Below are 16,988 nucleotides of genomic sequence, written 5' to 3'. Positions count from 1 at the left end.
GCGGCTTGCAGGTAAGCGGACGGCTCGACGGTGACCGTGATGTTCTGATGCATCTCAGCCTCGCCGGAGGCGCGGATGTCGAGCCGATCTATCCGACCACCAAAGATAAGTCCCGCTTGCTCTATCGGTACCTTGACCGTCTCATCCCACGGCAAGTCGCCGCCTATTAGCGTCTCCTGGCCGAACGGGACTTCGCTCCAGCTCCTTGTATCCGCCCGGGTCGGATCGTCGCAGGCAAGACCTTTGGTCGTGCGGCGAGCGGCTTCCTTCACGGTATGTTGCCAGAGGATAGCTGGTGGCACCGAGCGCTGTAGCGGCCAGGACGCCAGAACCTTGCTGGACGCTGCCTCAATGGCGGCCTCGATCTCGTCGGCGTTTGCGCGCGCGAAGCCCGGCCTTGGCTCAAGCCGTGTTATCGCGCCGGCAATGAGCTCGTGTACCAATTCGCCAAAAGCTATCGGATCAAGCTGGAGCGGCTCGCCCTCCAGGCGGATGGAGCGCCATCCCAGCGCATAGCGCCAGACGTAGCCGAGCGGGTCCCGCAGGAGCCTCTGAAGCGACGTCGTCGATTGGGTCCGGGCAAGAGCGGCTAGGATCGCGGGATGGTCGGATGCGACCAAGCCGTCGTGGCGTGCCAGCACTGCTGGCTCTGACGGACATGCTCGAGCGCTCCCGCATCGCGCGGCCGCGCCAGAAGCCGGTCTGCTTCGCTGAACGCGTGTTCGGGAATACGGTCACGCTTGTGGACCACCTCGTTCGCGGGATAGAGCGAGCTTGGCGATAGGATGCTGCCCTTTGCATTGCGCTGTGGCCGCGAGAGGATCAGGTGCTCGCGCGTTCCATCGCGGATGACCTCAAAGTGCCGGCGATCGCGATCTGCTGTCGTCAATACATGCAGCATCCGACGGTCGAGAAGATGGTGAGGGATCAAGGATCATCATTCTCGAGCCGAGGCCAGGATCGGCTCGTCAGACCAAGCAGTCGCGTGAACGGTCGCGGGCTCGCAGCGAGATGCGAAGCGGGGCTCCACACAACGCTGTTCGCCGGGTCTCGGCCGTCGCGCACCCGCATTGCCTGCAAGGAAAGCGAAACCGCGTGTGGTGGCGCGCTCCGCAGTTCCACATCGCGAGGCTCGCGCCGCTGAGTAGGAGTCGGCCGGCTTCCTGGCCGGCCTCGGGGCCGCGCGCCAGAAGCTCCAGAATCGGAAGCAGGGCACCTTCCGCAGCCATGTCGTCCGCGCGATGGGATCTCGCGGCGATGAGCGCCCCGCGCCACTGTTCGAGCGTCCTCAGGCCCGCGCCGCGCGGTATGCCGGCAAACCAGTCTTTTGGAAGGGTGCCCGCGAAGGGCCGTGGCGGCAGCCGTCTGATCAGGCGCCAAATCCTTTCCTGGCTGAGACCGGTCGTTAGAACGTCGGCCAATGCGGCACAGGCTTGCCCCTCCGGCGTGCCTGGCGCTGGTATGCCGTGCGAGAAGTGCAGGGGAAGGCCCGCGCTATTTGCATAGGCGAGAAAATGGTCGTCCCAGTCCGTCGTCGACGTCGCCGCAATGCCGATGTCCTTGGCTCTTGCCTCGCCAGAGGACAGCAGCCGATGCACCCACCGAAGCGCCTCCACCACCTCGGATTTGGGATCTGCGCTCGCCTCGGCCGAGAATGTCGCCGGCGGTGTCACTGGCTGCCGGTGGATTGTGCCCTTAAACCACGCCTGTTCCTCCGTCGGCGCCGGGATGTTCCAGGAGAGCCCCGTGAATTGCGCAATCCCGTTGAGCAGGGGGCGCCAGACGGCATCGATCTCAACGATTCCATCGAGCGTGACTGGCCCGAGCAAGGACGTGGAAAATGAAGCCCTCGCCAATGCAGCGTCGCGAAGATCGCGGGGCAGCATCCTGGAGGCGGGAAGGCGCTCTCTGATGCGCGTTTCGAGGAGACACAGATCCGCGACGCGGCCGACATGTTGTGGCAAGGACGAAAGATCGATGTCGGCGCGCCAGACTGCGGTCAGCGACTGAAGGACAGCCCGGGGCATCCCCGGTAGGCTCGACACGTGGCCGAGGTCTTGGAAGCCGCCCGCAGCCAGCGCCGCCTGAATGGCGGGATAAAGAACGTCGGTCGCGACGGGCGCCACAAAGCCGCCGGCAAGACGGGCAGCAAGGAATGGAAGCGTGAGGATTTCACGGCCGATGCTTCCTTCCCGTGCCGCCACCAGCCGCTGCATCCGCATCGCGAGCGGTCCATCGAGCACGAGAGTTGATCGCCGGACCATCTCCTTAGAACACTCGCACTGGCACCGGCGCATTGTATGAGCGCAGCCAATGGCCCAGTGTCAACGCCTCGTGGCGATTGAAGAACGTCTCGAAATCGAAAACATGCCGATCGCCATTGAGGTCCGCCAACAGCACCTCGCTGCGACCGAGACTGCCCCCGCTCTGCGAACCACAATAGCCGACGATCGTCGCGAACGGATCGGTCTCGCGCATCGTGCCGAACCGCTCACGGAACGGAGGCGATTCCACGCAATACCGGCACGGATTGGCAGGATCGAAATCAGCCTTGCGCCGTGTCCGATGCGGATGGCCAGTGACGAGGGCTACGATCGGCCGGCCGCCATGGCCTTGTTCGACGAAGCGCCACAGGGTTGAGGTCATGGTGTTGCCAAATCCCTTGCTCAGGCTCTTGACGAGAGCCAGGCTCGGAGCAGAGCTTGCAGCTTGGGCGGCAAAGCGGCTTGCGAGAAACAGCAACTGGCCGGCGGCATAGTTTGCCTCGGCCTCGATCTTCTGGTGGCAGGCGGGCATGAGCGTCTGCTCGGTGTCGCCCAACATCATCTCATTATGCCACGGGATGATGTCGTGCCCGATCTCATGAGCCTCGTTCCAATGGTGCTTGAGGACGGGGAGATCCTGGTCGAGCAGGATCCGCTTCTGATCGGGCAAGTACAGGGCTTTGAGGCTCAGGGTCTGGACCGCGTCGCGTAGGATCGTTGGGCGGAGAAGAACCTGAAGACCTGCGACCTTCATGCGCCAGAAGGTCTCTCGCAAAAGGCTGTCGTCCGTGGTCGAGTAGTAGCCGCGGTCAAGCTTCAGCAGGACGGACAATACGTAGATCGATCGGCGGCTCCGGGTCTCCAAGACCGCGCAGGACCTTGTCGACCTGTACGTCGATGTCGGCGATCGTTCGATGTCCGAGACTGACGTTCTTCACTTGGCTCGCTTAGGATCCTGTTCGCTCAAGACGGCGACGAATGCCTCAAGAGCCGAATTCTCTTCCGGCGTAAGCTTCTGCACAGTCTCGGAGCGGGCGGCGAATCAAACGGCTTCCTGCCGCAACCCAGCATCGTTCGCCGCCGCCAGTTCGGCAAGCTGCATCAAGCGTCCGCAAAGGTCTGCGCCAGTTTGAAGACCGTTCGGGGCTCTGGGACATAATGGACGTCGTCCTCGATAACGAGTAGTTCGCTGGCGTCGAGCTCGGCGACCTCTGCCAGCCTCTCCATCGAGAAGCCGCGGCGACGGCGCATCAGGTTCACGAATTTGCCAAAGGCGATTCGCGTTTCTTCAACCGCCGCGGTCTGCTGGGCAGCAGCCGGGCGCGTATCGGGAGCTGGATCGAACGCGAGCAAGCCGGCGCCGATGACGGCGTCGCCTTCACGACGTGCCCGAGCCATCCACCACTCTTTGCTTCGTTCAAGTTTCATCGTTCTCCTCCTTTTCGAAGAACGCGCGAGCCTGCTCGCTGGTCATCTCAAAGTACCTTAAATTCTGGTACGACGCGTCCTGCCCCAGATCGGTCATCCCGATCTTGCGGTAGAAGTTATCGGCCTGGGGCAGCGAATGCAGCCCCAGACGTCCCTTGAAGCCCTCGTCCTCGCTGTCTGCGCGTGCGGCCGGAGCCGCACCGGGCTCTCGTGTTGGGGTGGACGGCCCCCTTCCGCCACACTGCGTGGCAAGATGAGGTCGTCGCTGACCTCAAACAAAGGAGCCGCCCATGGATTCGATTGTTCGCATCGGTCTGGATACGTCGAAGAGTGTATTTCAGCTGCATGGCGTTGACGGGACGGAGCAGCCGGTTTTACGGCGGAAGTTGAGGCGCGGACAGGTTTTGGAGTTCTTCAGGCGTTTGCCGCCTGCGCTTGTCGCGCTGGAAGCGTGCGGGGCATCGCACTATTGGGCGCGAGAGCTGCAATCGCTCGGGCACGAGGTGGCGATGATCCCGCCGCAATATGTCAAACCTTACGTGCAGCGCGGTAAATCCGACGCTGCGGACGCCGAGGCAATTTGCGAGGCGGCAAGCCGGCCGAAACTTCGCAAGAACTTTGTGCCTATTAAGAGTCCCGAGCAGCAGGGCGCACAGATGTTAGCGCGTGTGCGCAACCAGTTCATCGGCAGACGGACCCAACTCGCCAATTCGATCCGTGGCTACGCCGCGGAATTCGGCTTTACCGCGCCCAAGGGGCTTTCCCGGCTTCAACAATTGCTGATCGACATTCAGGCCGACGCACTGGTCCCCGACTTGACGAAGGAATTGGTGGACGCTTTGGCGGCAGAACTGGCGCGCGTCGATGACCAGATCGCCAAGCTCGACAAGAAGCTCATGCAACTCCACCGGAGTAACGAGATGAGCCGACGACTGGCGGCTATCCCGGGCGTCGGTCCGATCGGTGCGACGCTGCTGTCGATCAAGGTCGTGGATGCGCGCGGGTTCAAGTCGGCAAGAAACTTTGCCGCGTGGCTTGGCCTGACCCCAAAGAATCACTCGACGGCCGGAAAAAACAGGCTCGGCGTGATTACACGCGCCGGCGACGGTATGTTGCGAACCGTTTTAGTGGCTGGCGCGACGGCTGTGATCGCAGATATGCGCCGACGGGAAACGCGCTCCTGGCCCTGGCTGAAAGACATCATCGCACGCAAGCCGCCGAAGCTGGTGGCCATAGCGTTGGCAAATAAGCTGGCGCGGATCGCGTGGAAACTGATGGTCAGCGGCGAGCGGTACCGACCTGCGGCCAGCGTCATGCCGATGCCGACATAGCCTTAAACGAAATGCAGAGCTTGGCGCCAGACCGGAAGGTTTGACGCTGGGGGCGGAACTTGCAAGACAGGAAGAGGTGGTACGTTCGGCGCGAGCCGGCCAGTGAAATGCTCCGCTCGGTTTACCGGCAGAAAATGCCGCTCTCGTGTTTGGATCTCACTGTCCGCGAAGCCCATCTTGGCCGGTGGTCGCAAGACCCGAAAACAGGCCGGACATATGAGCGCAAGCGATCCGAGCATGCTGCCAGAGCCAATCCTTGCAAGTCGGGGGCCGTCCACATATGAACCGAGCCGCGTAGCGTCTCGGCCTGCGGCTTCGATCCCTCGCGCTAGAGTTTTAGTGCTCCTCGCCGGGGGCACTCGGGAAAGGGGCCCGCCGTCATGAAGATGCCGACGTCGCTATCACTGCCCCGTTCCCGGGTGCCCTTTTGACCGGTCTCGTCGCTGCACTCGGTCCCGCGTGCCGCCTTCGGCGCCGCTATGCTCACGCTCCTGCGGGTGCCATTTCTCTTTAAGGCGATGTGCCCTGGCGCACGCCTGATTAAGGCCTGCGGCCCTAAGGCAGATTGCGCAAAAGGCTGAGAGTAAGAGTGCGGCTGGTTTTTTTCCGTGACGGGTTACAAGCTGCGAGAGAGGCTTGTGGCGCCCGTCGCGGAGAACCGGGATGTCAAGCCCTGCTGTTCACGCGTGCGCCGGCCAGGACCGCGCGAACCTCTATAACGAGATCACCGACAAAATCATTGCTGAGCTTGAGGCAGGCCGCGTGCCCCGGGTCCAGCCTTGGGGCACTGCCGCGGCAAGGGCACCCTTAGCGATGCCGAAAAATGCTTCGACCGATCGATCCTACAGCGGGATCAACGTCCTTCTGCTCTGGGGAAGCACGATCGAGCATGGTTACAGCGGTCAAAGCTGGCTCACGTTCCGGCAAGCGCTGTCGCTTGGAGGCCATGTGCGTAAGGGGGAGCGTGGCACCACGGTGGTCTACTCCGACCGTTTCGTGCCGCGTGATGAGAAGCGGCGCGCCGACGAGACCGGCGACGAAGCGCAGGCCATTCCATTTCTCAAGCGCTTTAGGGTCGTCAACACCGATATGGCGAACTAGTCGAAGTCCAACACGCCCACGACAGGCAAAAAGCGACGGCGGCGCGATGAGGTCTTGCGGCGACAGCTCGGCAAGGGCAAAAAGATCCGCAGCTTCTATCACCGTGAGGTCCGTTGGGCCGAACGCGCGTGCCTTTAATGCAGCATTTGTCTGATCGCCTGCCTTGATAGCCTGCGCGACGGTGCAGCCCGCTGTCTCGCTGCGGTATCGGCGGCCTAGCTTGCCCTCGTCTCCACCCTCGGCAGCGAAGCATGATATTCATCCACGCTGTCGAGGTCGATCATGGTCTTACCTCCCATCTTGTAGGCCCTAATCATCTCATAGGCGATCAGTTCATAAGCCTTAGTTTTTCCGAACTTGCCATAGCGGCAACCGTCCTTGAACTCCACAAGCCGGCGCCGCTTGTTGTTATCGTTGTCAACCATGGTCCCTGCCTAGCTTCGATGATCTCAGCGACAATCGGAAAAACCACTGACTAGATGGGCATTTTCACAGTGCGACCTTGGGGCTCGACGCGGGCTTACCAACAAAGGCGCTGCTTTCGTGGTAGCCGATGAGGTTGCTGCTGACTTGTTTCGACGCCATCTGAGTCTAGCTCAATTGCCCGGATGTGTTGGTTTATATCGCCTTCGGTGCCAAACAAAAGGCTCTCTGATGCCGCCCCCAATTCCCGCGCGCTGTAGCGTAAAAATAGGACGGGCCGGAAGCATTATTTGCAAGCTCGAAGCCACCGTTCCCCTGCTCAGTTGGCTCCGTTCGGGCTACAAGCGCCCTTCAAACTCATACCCTCTGCCTCGAAGTGTCGCTCGTAGACGCGGCGGTACCGCAGAGTCGACATTTTGGCGCGCGATCTAGTGACTCGGTCGTGATGCTGGTCGGGGCGGACGCTTGTTCTTCGCTCTGCCAGTCGTAATACGAAACTAGTACCACAACTACGGAATAGGAGGCCGGTGGTCGAGCCAGCCCAACTGACCCGACGAATTCAGCTGAAAAAGTCCTGAGGCTCGACGATCGCGCAAAGCCTCCACGCTGATTCAAACGCGGGCAGAGCGGAGGTGCGCCATCCTGTCCTCCCGAAATCCGGCGGTAGGCCTTTGAGGGAATGGCCTTTCCCTACGCCCGAGCGTGTGGTCTCAGCCGACCCCTTCTGCAGGCAAACCCCGCGACGCCCCATTAGGGTGAGAGGGCGGACAGGCTTCGCCGTGACGGGTTGAAGAACGGAGGAGAGGCCTCCGGCGAACCGTCGTGGAGATGACCCATGACCCAAGTCGAAATTCTGAGCGCCGCTCGCGACCACGGTGGCGGCTACAAGGTGGACGTGACCCGCGGGACCCGCGTCGGCCGCGTATCATCGGAGTGGTTTGCGAGGCCAGCGGACGAGCGCTATCTCTCCCTGTCGGACCTTTCTGCCACGGTGCGTGGACGGAGCGAGCGAAACCGGACTCGAACGGTCGAAAGCGCCGCGGTACGAGTTGAGGCCAGCCGCGACGATGCCGAGCGCCTGGCTCTGCTGCTGCCTGGTTCCAACGCGCCGATCGCATCCACTCACTGGAGCTTCGGCCAACTTGCCAGCCTGGTCGGAGCGCCGGCGACTTACCTCCGTCAGCTTCCGGCGCAGCTCGCTGGCATCAACCTGCAGTTCGGCCTCAGCTCTCATCGAGCCGCGCAGGTCAAGACGCTCGAAATGGAGGATGGTCGCGTCGAGCTTCGCGCCGTTACGGGACCCGAATATGGGCGCATATTTGACCACGAACTTGTGGCGGCCGTTCAGCGCATCGCCGGCAATGGCACGGGCGACACGCGCTGGAAGATCCCTGGCGTGCTCGACTGGTCGACTGGCGTCTACAATCCGAACGTTGACATCACCCAGGATACGACGACGCTCTACGCCTCCGATCGCGATGTCTTCCTGTTCCTGGTCGACGATCTCAACCCGATCGAGGCCGGCCGGCTTCGCGATGGCTCGCCGGACCTCTACTTCCGTGGCTTTTACTGCTGGAATTCCGAGGTGGGCGCGAAGACGCTCGGAATGGCGAGCTTCTATCTTCGCGCCGTCTGCCAGAACCGCAATCTATGGGGCGTCGAGGATTTTGAGGAGATCACCATCCGCCACTCCAAATACGCCGCCTCACGGTTTGCCCATGAGGCGGCCCCGGCGCTAGCCAGCTTTGCCAATTCCTCACCGATGCCGTTCGTCAACGGCATCAAGGCCGCACGGGAAAAGATCGTTGCCCGCAGCGACGAGGACCGCAGCGAGTTCCTGCGCAAGCGCGGCTTCTCGAAGACAGAGTCGGCGAAGATCATCGAACGGGTGCTGTCCGAGGAAGGACGCAAGCCAGAAAGCGTGTTCGATTTCGTGCAAGGCATCACAGCGGTTGCGCGCGGCAAGACCCATCAGGACGCACGACTTGATCTCGAGTCGCGCGCGAAGAAGCTGCTCGATCGCGCAGCCTGATACCGGCGAGCGGGCCGCCCAGCTCATCGACCACCTGAAAAAGGGCGACATGGCCAAGGAGGCCGAACGGCTCCTGGCCGAGAGCGGCTGGCTGCCCGAGCCCCTGCGAATGGCCGATGCCGACCAGGCGGCGACCGTCGACGCCGCGGAGTCCGAGGGCGATGGCGAGGCGCTGCCGGAATTCCTCACCGGCGACGATGAGGAAACCCCGGCTGACGAAGCGGCCGAACTGCACATGATCGCGGCCGAATAGCTCGAGCACGCGGGACGGCTTCCGCCGTCCCGCGTCTCTTCACCGTCAATCCCCCCAAGCCCGGCTTGTGCCGGGCTTTTGTATTATTATGGAGGCTCTCGTGCCCCTCTTTACCATCGAGACGACCTATCGCCTGCCGATCTATCGGCAGCGAACTTCCGAAGCCGAAACGCCGACCAAGCCTGCGATCTCGCGATCACCGACGAGGGCTGGGACGACAGTAAGTCGGACGTTGAAACGTCCGGCGATACCTATGTCACTGGTGCCTGGGAAGGCCGCGATGCCGCCTATATCGGCCGGCCCCTGTCGTTTCCCTCACGTTTTGATGAGCAGGTCCAGCGCAAGGCCGACCATTTCGAGGTGCTGCTCGGTCTGCTCAAGATACTCGCCCACGCTCCGGAGGGAGGCTCAGCGGATGTCGAGCTTTGGCGCCGGCGGGCGGACGCCGCCATCGCGAAGGCCGAGACCATTCTCGCGCGCGAAAACGATCCGATCGAGGGAGCTACGTCATGAGCCAGCACATCGTCACCGTCGTCAAGCACGACGCGAGCTACCTCGCAGAAGCCGCCGCCGAGGCTGACGACGGCTAAGGTTGGCCTTCTTGGCAGTTTGGATACTGAGGAATGCTCTGTGCGCGGCGCCCCGCCATCTGGGGCGCCGTTTCTCATGTCGGGCACCGCCTTGATGCTGAGAGCGAGAGGGCTGCCGGAACGGGTTTGAGCCGGTCCGGTCCGAGAGAGAGCGCCGATCGGCTCGCCCGTTCCCGCTCTCCTTAAGGCCTCCATGAACGACCATTCCCCGATCGCGGCCGATCAGGCCGCGCCGATCTCGTCTGTTCGCCCAGCATCGCCGGCGCCTCGCACCGTGCGCGGCTATCTCGCACGAGCCACCGCACATTCGGCCAAGGTCGCCGTCACCGATCCGGAAGCCGTCGATCTCGCCTATGAGACGACCGATTGGACGCCGTCCGAGGGCGCGCGCCTGAGCGACGCCATCTACGAGGAATACCGGCTTCAATCGATTCGGATCCCCGGCGCGCAAGCGCATCCGACCAAGCTGGTGCAGTCGACCGCGATGGGCTCGGTCGCGCCGCCGAAGCCGAGCTATCGGCCCCGGCTGCCGGTCAACCTCGTCAGCGATGGCATTCTGTCCGACGCCCAGCTTGAGACGGTCATCTATGCGGGGGAGGCGCATGGCAACTATCTCGCCGGCGGGTGGACGGTAGACGAGACCTTCGACCTCGTCATGGCCGCCCGCGATGACGCACCGAACGCCGTCCGCTTCCGTCGAGATTTTATGCTCGGCGACGGGACCGGCGCCGGCAAGGGCCGCCAGTCCGCCGGCATTATTCTGGACAACTGGCTGCAGGGCCGGCGCAAGGCGGTCTGGATCTCGAAGTCCGACAAGCTGCTCGAGGACGCGCAGCGCGACTGGTCGGCGCTCGGAATGGAGCGTCTCTTGGTCACGCCGCTCTCGCGTTTCCCTCAAGGGCGTGAGATCCGCCTGGCCGAAGGCGTCCTATTTTTAACCTACGCTACGCTGCGGTCCGACGACCGCGGCGAGAAGCTTTCGCGCGTCCGGCAGATTGTTCAATGGTTAGGCTCCGACTTCGACGGCATCATCATTTTCGACGAGAGCCATGCCATGCAGAATGCCGGTGGCGGCAAGGGCGAGCGGGGCGATGTCGCGCCCTCGCAGCAGGGTTGTGCGGGCCTGCGCCTGCAGCATGCGCTGCCCAATGCCCGCATCGTCTATGTCTCGGCAACCGGTGCCACCACGGTCCACAATCTGGCCTATGCTCAGCGCCTCGGGCTCTGGGGCGGAGAGGATTTTCCGTTCGCCACCCGCGCCGAATTCGTCGAGGCGATCGAGGAGGGCGGCGTCGCGGCGATGGAGGTGCTCTCGCGCGACCTTCGCTCGCTCGGCCTCTACACCGCCCGCTCGCTTTCCTACGACGGCGTAGAATATGAGCTGGTCGAGCACCAGCTCACCGACGAGCAGCAGCGCATCTACGACGCCTACGCCGGTGCGTTCGCCACAATTCCAATCATCTCGACGCGGCAATGCAGGCCTCCAACATCACCGGCGAGACCGGCACGCTCAATCGTCAGGCGAAGTCAGCCGCGCGCTCGGCATTCGAGTCCGCCAAGCAGCGGTCTTCGGTCACCTGCTCACCAGCATGAAGACGCCGACCCTGGTCCGCTCCATCGAGCGGGATCTGGCCGAGGGCCATGCCGCCGTCATCCAGATCGTGTCGACCGGCGAAGCGCTGATGGAGCGCCGCCTCGCCGAGATTCCACCTGAGGAATGGAACGACGTGCTGGTGGACATCACGCCGCGCGAGTACGTGCTGGATTACCTCGCCCATTCCTTCCCGGTGCAGCTCTATGAGCCCTTCACTGACGGCGACGGCAACCTCTCGTCCCGCCCTGTCTTCCGTGATGGCCAGCCGGTCGAGAGCCGCGAGGCGGTTGCTCGCCGCAATGAGCTGATCGAGCGGCTCGCTTCGCTCCCGCCCGTTCCCGGCGCGCTCGACCAGATCGTGCAGCGTTTTGGCACGGACCTCGTGGCGGAAGTGACCGGACGTTCGCGGCGCGTGGTGCGCAAGGGGGACCGCCTTGCCGTCGAGAACCGTTCGGCCTCCGCCAATCTCGCAGAGACCGCCGCCTTCATGGATGACGCAAAGCGCGTGCTTATCTTCTCGGAAGCTGGCGGCACCGGCCGCAGCTACCACGCCGAACTCTCGGTGCGGAATCGCCGGCCTCGGGTCCATTATCTGCTGGAGCCGGGCTGGAAGGCCGACGCCGCGATCCAGGGGCTCGGTCGAACCAACCGCACCAACCAGGCGCAGCCGCCTCTGTTCCGCCCCATTGCGAGCGACGTGAAGGCGGAAAAGCGCTTCCTCTCAACCATCGCGCGCCGGCTCGACACGCTGGGTGCCGTCACGCGCGGCCAGCGCCAGACCGGCGGCCAAGGCCTGTTCCGGCCCGAGGACAATCTTGAGAGTCACTACGCTCGCGACGCGCTGCGCGAGCTCTACCTGCTGCTCGCGCGCGGCAAGGTCGAAGGCTGCTCGCTCGAGATGTTCGAGGATGCCACGGGCCTGAAGCTCGTGGACGAAAACGGCATCAGGGACGAGCTGCCGCCGATCACGACGTTCCTGAACCGGCTGCTCGCGCTCACCATCGACCTGCAAGGTCTGCTGTTCACGGCCTTCGAGCAGTTGCTGAACGCCAAGGTCGAGGGCGCCATTGCTAACGGCGTCTACGACATCGGCCTGGAGACGCTACAGGCCGACAGCTTCGTCGTCACCGGTCGGCACCCGATCTACACGCACCCTGCGACCGGCGCGGAAACCCGGCTGCTCACGATCACGGAACACCGGCGCAACCGTCCCATGACGCTGAATCATGCACTCGATTATCTCGCCGATGCTCCGGCTGTGCTGCTGGTCAACGAGCGCTCGGGGCGTGCCGCCGTGCAGATTCCGGCGCCGAGCTTCGTGCTCGATGACGGCGAGATGGAACGCCGCGTCCGGCTGATCCGCCCCATGGAGCACCATCATGCTTCGATGAAGATGATGGACGAAAGCCACTGGCAGCCGGCGGATCGCGAGACATTCGCAGGAGCATGGAACGGCGAAGTCGTCGACGTTCCCGCGTTCGCTGAGAGCACCCTCCATATCGTCGCCGGTCTGCTGCTGCCGATCTGGAAGCGGCTCCCGAACGAGTCGACCCGAGTCCATCGGCTCCAGACCCACGATGGCGAACGCATCATCGGTCGCAGGGTCTCGCCGGCCTGGGCGGCGAATGCTTGCGCGACCGCGACCTGCAGCTTGACCCCACACGAAGCGTTCTCCGCGCTGATGGAGGGGTGCACCATCCTCGACCTCGCCGAGGATCTGCAGCTCCGTCGTGTCCGCGTGATGGGCGCCCATCGCATCGAGCTGTCCGGCTTCAGCGACGCGATGCGTGAGCGGCTGCGCGCCTACGGCCTCTTCAGCGAGATTATCTCGTGGAAGCTGCGCATGTTCGTGCCGACAGACGAAACCGACGCCGGGGTGCTGACGAAGGTGCTCGACCACTACCCGGTCGTGCGCATCGGCAAGCGGGAGGCCGCCTGATGGCCCGCGACGACGCATCCGAACTGGCCCGCCGTCTCGCGCGTGACGCGGAGGCGGTGTGCCGCCATTATTTGTCCAACGGGCGGCGCCAGGGCCGCTACTGGATGGTGGGCGACGTCCGTAATACGCCTGGTCGCTCGATGTTCGTGCGGCTCAAGGAATCGATTAAGGCACCCGCGGGCAAATGGACTGATGCCGCGTCGGCCGAACATGGCGATCTCCTCGACGTGATCCGCGAGAGCTGCGGTTTCACCAACTTTCGCGATGTCGCCAATGAGGCGCGACGCTTTCTGAATCTGTCGCGTCCAGAACTGGAGGTAGAGCTAAATCGGTCCCCGTCACGAAAATCGCCTGTGCCCCTCGGTTCGCCAGAGGCGGCGCGGCGACTCTTCGGCATGTCCCAGCCGATCACTGGCACACTCGTAGAGGCGTATCTCCGCAATCGCGGCATTACGGCTTTGCACGAAACCGGCTGTCTGCGTTTTCACCCACGTTGCTACTACCGGCCCGATGACCACAGCCCGACGGAGACCTGGCCGGCGATGATCGCCGCCGTCACCGATCTGAACGGCCATCTGACCGGCGCGCATCGCACCTGGCTTGACCCCGATGGCTTTAGCGAGACGACGCTTGGCAAGGCGCGGATCGACGCGCCGAAACGAGCGATGGGCGACCTGCTTGGGCACGCTGTTCGATTTGGCGTAGCCCGCGACGCCATGGCGGCCGGCGAGGGCATCGAGACGATGCTCTCGCTCCGCAGCGTCGTGCCGACTATGCCGATGGTCGCAGCCCTCTCGGCGGCGCATCTTTCTGCCATCCTCTTCCCCGACACGCTGCGCCGGCTCTACATCGCGCGTGATGACGATCCTGCAGGTAGCGGCGCCATGACGACCTTGATCGATCGGGCGCAGGAGGCTGGGATCGAGGCGATCGTGATCTCGCCACGGCTTGGCGACTTCAACGAGGATCTTCGCCTGCTCGGATTTGACGCCCTTCGCGCCGCGATCCGCGTGCAGATCGCAGTCCAGGACGTCGCGCGCTTTTTTGGAGCTGGCAGCATAGCCGGAACGGGATGAGGGCGATCCGGCGCTTCGTCACCGGGAGGCCGCTTGTCACGCTACCCCCCGAAGCCGAAGAGGACCGCTCCAGGGCCTTCTAAGAGGGCGATCGGGCGGCAAGCGGCTGGGACCGGCAACCTCGTGGGCCGACTATTTTCCGTCGGCGGCAGAACCGCCTTTACATCGCGAGGCAAAATAGTCGGCCCCCTTCGGTCCTCCGCTCCGCTTCGGCCCTTCGCTTCGCTGCGGGTGCAAGTCCGTTCCGCGTGCCGCCTTCGTCGCCATGAAGGCCGCGATGGGCGCGGTCGATCCCGGCGAGGAAAGCCGTAATGACCACCGACCACGACGACGATTTCGAGCCGCACCACAGCTCATCCCCGACCGACCAGATCATCCAAGAACTGCAGCTCTATGGGTACCGTGCCTTCCAGGACGAGCCTGATCCGAGGCCGCTCCCCAGAGGTCACATCCTCGCCGGCAGCGTCGCCGACCTCTTCGGGGCCTTGGTGATGGCGCTATCCGACACCCGTCTCGAGCCCGACCTCGAAGACCTGCTCTGGTCGACGGTGAACGTCTTCCATCGTGCCATCGACAGGATCGAGCGCGAGCTCGACAAAAACGAGCTGGCGCAACAGCGCTCGCAGCGGGAGCAGGACGGCAGCGAGATCAAGTCCGTCGAGCTGGAGCGACTGACCGCGGAAGGCCAGACGCTGATCGAGCGACGCAACGCCTTCGAGCTGATGCGCGACCAGGCCGCCGAGGAGTTCGAACGCCACACCCATTCCGCCTGGCGGCCGCGCAACGGGTCGAAAGTCAACCACTGCAATCTGACCTCCGCGATGATTGACAGCCGCGATTTCCTGGCCGCAAAGAAGCGCGCCGACAATCAGGTGCTGATGCCGCCCGGTCCGAAAGTGGCGCTGACCGGCGGTCTCGACTTCAACGATCACCGGTTGATCTGGGCTAAACTTGACCAAGTGCACGCCAAGCATGTGGACATGGTGCTGCTACACGGCGGATCTCCTAAGGGCGCCGAGCTAATCGCCGCCAAATGGGCCGACAACCGCAAGGTCCCGCAGATCGCCTTCAAGCCCGACTGGGCAAAACACGCCAAGGCCGTTCCGTTCAAACGCAACGATGCGATACTCAACGAGCTGCCGACCGGTGTGATGCATTTCCCGGGCACGGGAATCCAGGACAATCTGGCCGACAAGGCGAAGAAGCTCGGCATCCCGGTCTGGAAGTACGGCGGCGCATAGGCGCCGCTTTCGCATCGACGCGAGATATACATGAACCGGAGAGGCGGATCGCCGCCCTTACGCAAAAACGTCTTTCGGTCTGGCTCGCCTATCACGGCGATCCGCGCCGCACGGATATAGTGCGCTAACTTCGCGTGGTTCTCGATCATTTCGTCGAGCAGCGCCTTCATGTCGCTTTGGTCTGACGCCGATTTAAGCGGCCCCGGCTGCCGCTCGATCGCCAACACGGCAATGGCGAGCGCCTTCTTCACCAGATGCAGGTTACGCCCCGTGAATTCCGCCATGGCGCCTCACTCCATCATCCAAGTCGCAATGCACCTTAGCCGATCAGCCAACGGCCGGTAGGGGCGACGATATTCCGAGCGCCGGTCGCAGATGACTGCAAGGCACGGCTCCCGCCGGTGGGCGCCACCCCGCGCTATCGGCGCTGACCCTTGGTCGGACCGAGAGGCCTGACGCCATCAACCCGCAAGGGGTCGGCTTACGCGTGCGCGTGCCGCCGCTCCGTCTCCGTCTGCGCGATGATTGCGGCCCTCGGCCGAAACATTGGGCGCCTGTCGCGCGGGGATGGCCCCCGCCTCAGCACAGGAGCCGGATCAATGCCTCAAGCCCTCGCATTCGCCAATGGCTGGAACCTCGCTACCACCCTCATGGTCTGTGTCGTCGTCTTCCAGTCCGGCACAGGCGCCTACGGCGTCATGCCGTCCGGTGAGTACGATGGCGATCCCGCCGCCATCATTCACGATTATGATCCCTGGCAGATTATGAGCAGTTCCGAATGAGGCGCCTGTGAGAACGCAGCCCGACGCGGGATCGGGCTGCGCATAATCACAGCGACTGGAGGAAGGCCATGAGTTGGTCCGGTGGGCGATACCGCGCTGGTGTAGCGGCGATCGGCTGGAGCCGGCTCAATGCCTCCTCCTTCATCTTGAGGTCCGCCTCCATGTAGATATGCGTCGTGCTCGGATGCTCGTGGCCGAGCCACAGTGCAATAACTGTGATATCCACGCCCGACTGCAGCAGATGCATCGCTGTCGTATGGCGGATCGTGTGGGGCGAGATCGCCCGTTCGGCAAGAGCAGGAAGCTTGGACGTCGCCTGCGCAACCGCCTGTGCGAGCCGCTGGGTTACGCTCGAGCGTGACAGTTGTTTGCCCGCGCAGCTCGGGAACAGATACCCCTGCGGGCCGGTGTCCGGCAGGTGGCGAAGCCACTGTCGGAGCGTCGTGGCGGTCGCCTTCCAGAGTGGAACGCTTCGTCGCTTTCTTCCCTTCCCATGGAGGTGTGCCACTGGCGAGACGTCCAGCACCACGTCACCGACCCGCAGGCCAATCGCTTCGGATACTCTGGCGCCGGTGTTGTAGAGGAGCATGAACATTGCCTGATCGCGCCGCCCGGCCCATGTCGCGCAGTCCGGTGCCGCGATGATCGCATCCATTTCGGACCGGGACAGGAAGCCGAGTACGGCCTTGTCGTGACGCTTCTGCGGGACAGCAAGGCTGCGCTCGATGACCGCAAGCGAGGTCAGATCCTCGTGGGCAGCGAACTTCAGGAAGGAACGGATCGCCGACAGGCGCGCGTTACGTGCTCCGCACGCTGTTCTTTCGCTCGCCCTCGAGGTGATCTAGGAAGGAGAGGATTAGGGTCTGTACCTAATTAGCGAACTCTGATTCCCTCGCAGCGGGTTGATTCCACGCGGGGGACTTCGATGCGCAAA

At 63.5% G+C, this 16,988-nt stretch carries 11 protein-coding genes and 4 pseudogenes; 9 read left to right on the top strand and 6 right to left on the bottom strand.

Annotated elements, in window-relative coordinates:
• From XH79_RS08060 to XH79_RS08045, 4 genes are all read right to left on the bottom strand, one after another.
• Positions 1-641, bottom strand: a 641-nt coding sequence (locus XH79_RS08060) for a PD-(D/E)XK nuclease family protein (protein ID WP_271581330.1), incomplete at its 3' end; no start/stop codon positions are given.
• A 327-nt stretch (positions 642-968) separates the two neighbouring features.
• Positions 969-2,243 (bottom strand): hypothetical protein, encoded by a 1,275-nt coding sequence (locus XH79_RS08055; protein ID WP_271581329.1) that lies wholly within the window; start codon positions 2,241-2,243, stop codon positions 969-971.
• A gap of 25 nt (positions 2,244-2,268) precedes the next feature.
• On the bottom strand, positions 2,269-3,096 hold the full coding sequence (locus XH79_RS08050; protein WP_271581328.1) for an ImmA/IrrE family metallo-endopeptidase: 828 nt from the start codon (positions 3,094-3,096) through the stop codon (positions 2,269-2,271).
• 269 nt (positions 3,097-3,365) lie between these two features.
• A complete protein-coding gene (locus XH79_RS08045) occupies positions 3,366-3,692 on the bottom strand; it encodes a helix-turn-helix domain-containing protein (RefSeq protein WP_271581327.1) in 327 nt (108 codons plus the stop codon).
• 290 nt (positions 3,693-3,982) lie between these two features.
• Here XH79_RS08045 and XH79_RS08040 point away from each other — a divergent pair, with 290 nt between their 5' ends.
• Both XH79_RS08040 and XH79_RS08035 read left to right on the top strand, forming a co-directional pair.
• The gene (locus XH79_RS08040) at positions 3,983-5,023 is read left to right on the top strand and encodes an IS110 family transposase (RefSeq protein ID WP_271581326.1); all 1,041 of its coding nucleotides are present in this window, start codon (positions 3,983-3,985) and stop codon (positions 5,021-5,023) included.
• Between the two features lie 663 nt (positions 5,024-5,686).
• A pseudogene (locus XH79_RS08035) lies at positions 5,687-6,112 on the top strand (ArdC-like ssDNA-binding domain-containing protein); the annotation flags it as partial.
• A gap of 227 nt (positions 6,113-6,339) precedes the next feature.
• Here XH79_RS08035 and XH79_RS08030 read toward each other — a convergent pair.
• Positions 6,340-6,549 (bottom strand): hypothetical protein, encoded by a 210-nt coding sequence (locus XH79_RS08030; protein WP_225143851.1) that lies wholly within the window; start codon positions 6,547-6,549, stop codon positions 6,340-6,342.
• Between the two features lie 833 nt (positions 6,550-7,382).
• On the opposite strand from XH79_RS08030, the gene XH79_RS08025 reads away from it, so the two are divergent.
• From XH79_RS08025 to XH79_RS07995, 7 genes and pseudogenes are all read left to right on the top strand, one after another.
• A complete protein-coding gene (locus XH79_RS08025) occupies positions 7,383-8,579 on the top strand; it encodes a DUF932 domain-containing protein (RefSeq protein WP_271581325.1) in 1,197 nt (398 codons plus the stop codon).
• Positions 8,580-8,583: 4 nt separating this feature from the next.
• Positions 8,584-8,832: pseudogene (locus XH79_RS08020) on the top strand (DNA-binding protein); the annotation flags it as partial.
• 100 nt (positions 8,833-8,932) lie between these two features.
• Positions 8,933-9,345: pseudogene (locus tag XH79_RS08015) on the top strand (hypothetical protein).
• A gap of 336 nt (positions 9,346-9,681) precedes the next feature.
• Positions 9,682-12,955 (top strand): annotated as a pseudogene (locus XH79_RS08010) (strawberry notch family protein); the annotation flags it as partial.
• On the top strand, positions 12,955-14,031 hold the full coding sequence (locus XH79_RS08005) for a DUF7146 domain-containing protein (RefSeq protein WP_271581324.1): 1,077 nt from the start codon (positions 12,955-12,957) through the stop codon (positions 14,029-14,031). The pseudogene XH79_RS08010 and the gene XH79_RS08005, both read left to right, overlap by 1 nt.
• Before the next feature lie 311 nt (positions 14,032-14,342).
• The gene (locus XH79_RS08000) at positions 14,343-15,272 is read left to right on the top strand and encodes a DUF2493 domain-containing protein (protein ID WP_271581323.1); all 930 of its coding nucleotides are present in this window, start codon (positions 14,343-14,345) and stop codon (positions 15,270-15,272) included.
• A gap of 599 nt (positions 15,273-15,871) precedes the next feature.
• Positions 15,872-16,054: a hypothetical protein gene (locus tag XH79_RS07995; protein ID WP_271581322.1), complete on the top strand. Its 183-nt coding sequence runs from the start codon at positions 15,872-15,874 to the stop codon at positions 16,052-16,054.
• Between the two features lie 46 nt (positions 16,055-16,100).
• On the opposite strand, the gene XH79_RS07990 is transcribed toward XH79_RS07995, so the two are convergent.
• Entirely contained in the window at positions 16,101-16,709 is a 609-nt protein-coding gene (locus tag XH79_RS07990; RefSeq protein WP_271581321.1) for a tyrosine-type recombinase/integrase, read from the bottom strand.
• Positions 16,710-16,988: the final 279 nt, after the last annotated feature.

The organism is Bradyrhizobium sp. CCBAU 45389 (genome assembly GCF_028128625.1).
GTDB classification, from domain to species: domain Bacteria; phylum Pseudomonadota; class Alphaproteobacteria; order Rhizobiales; family Xanthobacteraceae; genus Bradyrhizobium; species Bradyrhizobium liaoningense_B.
The sequence above is the reverse complement of the archived record's forward strand: the minus strand, read 5'-3'. Positions and strand labels throughout refer to the sequence as shown.